The sequence below is a fragment of the Okeania sp. SIO2F4 genome (assembly GCF_010672385.1).
Classification (GTDB): domain Bacteria; phylum Cyanobacteriota; class Cyanobacteriia; order Cyanobacteriales; family Microcoleaceae; genus Trichodesmium.
The window spans coordinates 1-4,692 of record NZ_JAAHGT010000781.1 but is presented as its reverse complement, the minus strand read 5'-3'; the positions used below and the strand labels follow the sequence as shown (position 1 = coordinate 4,692).

Annotated in this window: 4 protein-coding genes; 1 reads left to right on the top strand and 3 read right to left on the bottom strand. The window is 37.6% G+C overall.

Translation table 11 applies throughout. The features are described 5' to 3' along the window. Positions 1-637: 637 nt before the first annotated feature. The 3 genes from F6K22_RS32610 to F6K22_RS32600 all read right to left on the bottom strand — a co-directional run bounded on the left by F6K22_RS32610 (position 638) and on the right by F6K22_RS32600 (position 2,656). A complete protein-coding gene (locus tag F6K22_RS32610; protein WP_293107879.1) occupies positions 638-1,411 on the bottom strand; it encodes a response regulator transcription factor in 774 nt (257 codons plus the stop codon). 166 nt (positions 1,412-1,577) lie between these two features. Beyond that, entirely contained in the window at positions 1,578-1,877 is a 300-nt protein-coding gene (locus tag F6K22_RS32605) for a putative quinol monooxygenase (protein ID WP_293107877.1), read from the bottom strand. Between the two features lie 47 nt (positions 1,878-1,924). Next, positions 1,925-2,656 (bottom strand): hypothetical protein, encoded by a 732-nt coding sequence (locus F6K22_RS32600; protein ID WP_293107875.1) that lies wholly within the window; start codon positions 2,654-2,656, stop codon positions 1,925-1,927. A gap of 653 nt (positions 2,657-3,309) precedes the next feature. Between F6K22_RS32600 and F6K22_RS32595 the strand changes: the two genes are divergently transcribed. Further along, complete coding sequence (locus F6K22_RS32595; RefSeq protein WP_293107873.1) at positions 3,310-3,774, top strand: hypothetical protein; 465 nt, start codon at positions 3,310-3,312, stop codon at positions 3,772-3,774. Positions 3,775-4,692 lie beyond the last annotated feature (918 nt).

Genomic DNA, 4,692 nt, shown 5'->3' with positions numbered 1-4,692 from the left:
TCTCCATTTCACGGAAGTCAAAAGTCAAAAGTCAAAAGTCAGATAATCTTATACTAAATCTCAGAACTAATTCATAAATTAAATATTAAAAGAGCTGGTCTGCTATCTACATAATCTCATTAGACATAGGCGTGATAATTAAAAATCAAATCAATCCCATACGCAAAAATCATTAATTCTTTCCTCCTACTCCCTACTGCCTCTTTTCCACCAGAGGTATATTGCTAGGGTGGGTGAGAAAGAATTATATTGGTTTCCTCAGTCATTACCGCGGAGATTGCGTCGGCTAAAAATATACTTTTCCCAGGAGGTTAACTTGTTCAATTGCGAGGCGGCAATTGACTTGACCGCTTCTTTAAATATCATCTTTAATAAATTAATTCTCAGGTATTTTTGCTATATATCCTTAGATGGAGAAATAGAAAGATGGGATGAAAACTAAATATAGTATTCATCTTTAAGAAATGGTATTAGCTGAATAATTTAATACGACTTTAAACTTTAATTATTAATTATTTAGTAATTGCTGTATATTTCCGGTTGAGCAATCGTAATTAGAAGTTTTGTAGGATATTTAAAAAAATATCTTTAGCTCAGTTTGATCTACCTAATTAGAATTTTTCAACCGGAAATTATTTTAAGGCTCTCTAACCCAATCCTGATTTGGTTTCGCCCAATTAGCTGTTTCCACATTATTAGCACTGGACCCATTACTAGGTAACTCTAAACAGTAACCAGCACCGTATACCGTTTTAATAAACCGAGGATGACGAGGATCTGGTTCCATCTTCGTTCTCAGATGTCTAATATGGACTCGGATTGTCTCAATATCATCGTCTGGATCGTAACCCCAGACTTCCTTGAGAATTTCACTAGGAGATACTGTCTGGCCATGGCGTTGTAACAAACAATGGAGTAACTCAAATTCTAAATGAGTTAGTTTAACTGTTTGCTCAAACCAAATAGCCTCAAATCTTTCAGGAACCAGAGTCAAAGGGCCATAGCTGAGTATTTCACTATGTTTAGCTGCTTGTGGAATTCTATCTGTGCGTCGCAGTAAAGCACGCACTCGTGCCAGCAGTTCTTCAACCTCAAAGGGCTTTGTTAGATAATCATCTGCACCAGCATTGAAGCCTTCTACTTTATTTTGGGTTTGACCTAAAGCAGTTAACATCAGTACAGGAATATCCGCTGTTCGTTCATCACGACGCAGACGTTGACATACTGTAAACCCATCTACCTTTGGTAGCATTAAATCTAACACTATCAGGTCTGGTAATAGTTGCAAAGCTAGAGCTTGCCCTTTTATACCATCTTCTGCTTGACTAACTTCATAGCCAGCCATTTCTAAGTTTACGGCAACGAGTTCTGCGATCGCAGGATCATCATCAATGACGAGTATTCGGGGCATCATTTGCTACACTTAACCTACGATTTTTTTCTTATTGTAATGTTTAATTAAGATTTTTAAGTTTTTTCCCATCTTTTTTCGTTAAATGTTACAATCTTTTTTCAAAACATTACTCTTATTTGCTTTTAATTGTGCTACTTCTCTCTAACACGAATTTATTTTATTGTCAAGCCATTAAATGATAACGACGAATATCTGGTGGGACTGTCACTAAGTTCTTTAGTTCTAATGATGCTGCTTCAATATGACTTGAGGCCAAATGTTTTTCTAATAGACTTTCACTCTCCCATTCCTCAACAAAAGTAAAATCCCTGGGATCGGCATTATTTTGTAATAATTCGTATTTAATACAACCTTTTTCTTGACGAGTAGGTAATACTATGCTAATTAAAATTGACTTAACTGCTTCTACTTTATCCGGTAAGGCGACTACACGAGCTACTACTCTAATAGTATCTAAGGACATAATTGATTGGATTCTAGACTCAACAACTAAATAATTTAGAGGATATTTTATGATTTTGAGGCTATAGGTAAAAATCGTCCCTGCTCTTTTAAGTATTTCCATGGAATTGATTCTGGATCTTTTTGACTGCTCCACTGACTAAAATCAGGTTTTGTTTTCCGTTTACTAATAGTGCTGGCATGAACATTTAGCCTAGTTGCTAATTCTTTCTGAGTCAGAAAAAGAGAAACTGCTTTATTTTCAGGCTCAAATTTGAGACTACAATTTACCTGGGAATGCTGTGGTGGAGTCCAAGGATTTGAAACTTTCTCAATAATTTCTTCTGAGAATAACTGACTATTATACCCTAAAATTTGCTCCGTAGCTACTTCAACTTCCTGATTTGTTTGACCAGCAACTAGAGACACAGCAGTCGGAAAATAGTATAATAAACCACCTTGCTCTGTAATTTCTAACTCTGCACCAAATTCTTTAGCTCTTTCACCAAGAAACTTTTGGACAACTTTTCCTGATAGTTGAGAGTTCATGGCCAAGTCTAAAGCTGTAATATGTCCCTGATTTTCCTGAATTAACTTATAGAATAGAGCATTCAAGCAATCTTGTTGGTGTTTCTGTTGTTCCTGATAACGCCTCAAAGTCCAGGTTAGTCCCGAACCAATAACGATAATTGGGAATAAGCGCCAGGATAAACTTAGCATTAGCAATCCCAATCCAAGAGAAATTACAATGGGAAAATTATTTGTAGAGTTGGTATCAAGGTTTTTGGGTATTTTGGACATATTTACTGTTCTTGAGCCAGATTTTTTGCTTGTTAGGTTCACCTCCTAAATCTATTTTGCACGATTGTAAAGTACCCAACAGGAAACGCTGTTTGCAGTGGGCTTCATGTCTCTAACTTATTGCCTCTATTAGAAAGCAAATATTGGCCTTACACACCATCTATAGTTGCTAGCAACCTTTATCTGCTCCAAGGTGGAACCCATAAACTCAGCTGCCTGACCCAGGATCAAAATATCTTGATTGTAGTGTTTTCTGATTTTACAGGCAGATTGACTTGAACTTACTGATTCAGCAGTCTTTCTGATTCCTTAGCTCCCTAGTTTCTGTGCCGAGCAGTTCCCTGCTACTTCCTTGTTAGGCTGTCTGGTATCTGTTCTTAGAAACCTACAATAATCTGTAGAAATCTACAATTATCTGTTCTATTCCCTATTCTACTGGCAACTTCGGCGTTATCCAGTCCACAGGCACACGCGGACTAACTACCCGCCATAGCTAGATTTAAGCTAGCATTCAAGTCTCACAAACAACTAAAACTCTATAGTCTAGGTGGGGTTTTTAAGCATTTGTATCATAGCACATTCATTATTGATAATTCATCCCAGCGCCTACTACCTTAGATGCGTAGGACTTCTCGCAATATTTAGTTAAAATTATGTTTCGTAAATTAAAAATTATTGGTGGTACTGTTATAGTCTGTTTATCGATCGCTGGTTGTGGCCCTAGCAAAATTGTCCAGTGTAATCAATTGATTGCTACTATTAACAAGGGTAATACTCTTGTTAATGCTAAGACTTCTTATGATGCTGCAACAACTAATAAACTTGGAGAAGAGTTAGAAAAAATTTCTCAGGAGTTAGAAGCTCTAGAATTTAAGGATGAAAATCTGCAGCAATTTCAGCAGGACTTCTCTCAAACCTTTAAAGAACTTTCTCAAGCTTTCATTAATATGAGTCTGGGTCTGAAAACTAGCAGACAAGTAGAAGCTTCATTGGAAGGTAGAAAAAAATTCAATGAGGCCAAAACTCAAGTTACCCAAGCTGGCCAACAGGCAAATAAAGTTGCGGTCAATCAAGATATCTCGCTAGAAAAGCTTATTAGTTACTGCCAAGATAATTGATTACTGAAAATTTGGGTCTAAAGCTTTCCTCTTCTAGGGGGACTTTATTTGATAACTAAGTTAAGAAGGCGCAAAAAAACTTCAGTATTAACGAAAAGTAAAGTCGCTCTAAAATCTCTTCCCTTCTGGCTCCTGCCTTTTCATCAAGAGAATTTTGAACGCCGACCTACTTACTCTAGAATTCAAACTCTTCCTGATTCTGGATAAGTTTTAGAGTTTCAAAGATAACTAATATCATGTTCGGATAAGCAGGTTACCGAATAATTAAGGTAAAAAGCTTCTCCTTTCAAGGAGAAACAAGCGGTCGGAAAGCGGAGCATGACCTTAGGATGGGATGGCGAGGTCTCCCGCTCTTGACAGAGGAGCTGCCTATGCGCAGAGGAGCTGCCTCTTGCTACGGTAGCTCTCGCTAACGCTAACGCTAACGCTAACGCTAACGCTTTTCATGTCGGCGACAGCCGAAACGCCATATCCAATCTTCCCTTGAGAAGAAAAAATTTTTAGGCTCCAAGCAGCACTTGGTAGAGTTGTAAACGGGGAGACGTACTGCAAACTGCTGCCGTTATCTAGTGACTTAGTCGCATACCAGTTTCCCGTCATATAAATCTGCCGACCGTTGTTGGCAAGACTAGGCTCCCCTACCTGTGAAGTTTGTAGACTAGTAGCTTGATCGTTGAGTCCTATGTTTCGAAAAAATACAAAATCTTCTGGTGGCATTTTTTATTACCTCCGATTAGAACAATTGGAATAGAAGTTTTTGCTAATCCTACAGAAGTAGTAGTCTAAGCATGAGAGCTGATTTATAAAGTAAATGTTAAATTAGCTAATCTCTTGACCATTAGGCAGATTAAGGAACCATAAATCATGGCCTCACTCACTTGTGAATACACCTCATAATCTTTACTTAAACGCCTAAAT